Source organism: Rhizobium sp. 18055 (assembly GCF_902706285.1).
Classification (GTDB): domain Bacteria; phylum Pseudomonadota; class Alphaproteobacteria; order Rhizobiales; family Rhizobiaceae; genus Rhizobium.
The window spans coordinates 1-422 of the sequence record NZ_CACSKD010000350.1; the positions used below are offsets into that span (position 1 = coordinate 1).

General features: G+C 66.1%; 1 protein-coding gene. It reads left to right on the plus strand.

From position 1 onward, the window contains the following. A partial coding sequence (locus tag GVL52_RS32315) for an ABC transporter substrate-binding protein (RefSeq protein ID WP_160012764.1) occupies positions 1-422 on the plus strand: 422 nt, incomplete at both ends.

Genomic DNA, 422 nt, shown 5'->3' on the forward strand with positions numbered 1-422 from the left:
GCCAAGGAAAACCTCGCGCGCAAGCGGCCCGACGTGCAGATCGTGGGCGACGACCTGCATCCGCTCGCCCAGGTGCGCGACTTCGCGCCCTACATCGCGAAGATCAAGCAGTCCGGCGCCGACACCGTGATCACCGGCAACTGGGGCTCCGACCTCGCCCTGCTGATCAAGGCGGCCAACGACGCGGGGCTGAACAACGTCAATTTCTACACCTACTACGGCGGCGTGACCGGCTCGCCCACCGCCATGGGCGCGGCCGCCGCGGGGCGCGTGTACATGGTCTCGTACAACCACCTGAACCTGCCCGGCGACATCGGCCGCGTGGTGACCGACTACAAGAAGAAGTTCAACGACGACATGTACACGGGCGCCGTGTACCACGCGTTCGCGATGCTGGACGCCGGCTTCGTCAAGGCCAAGAG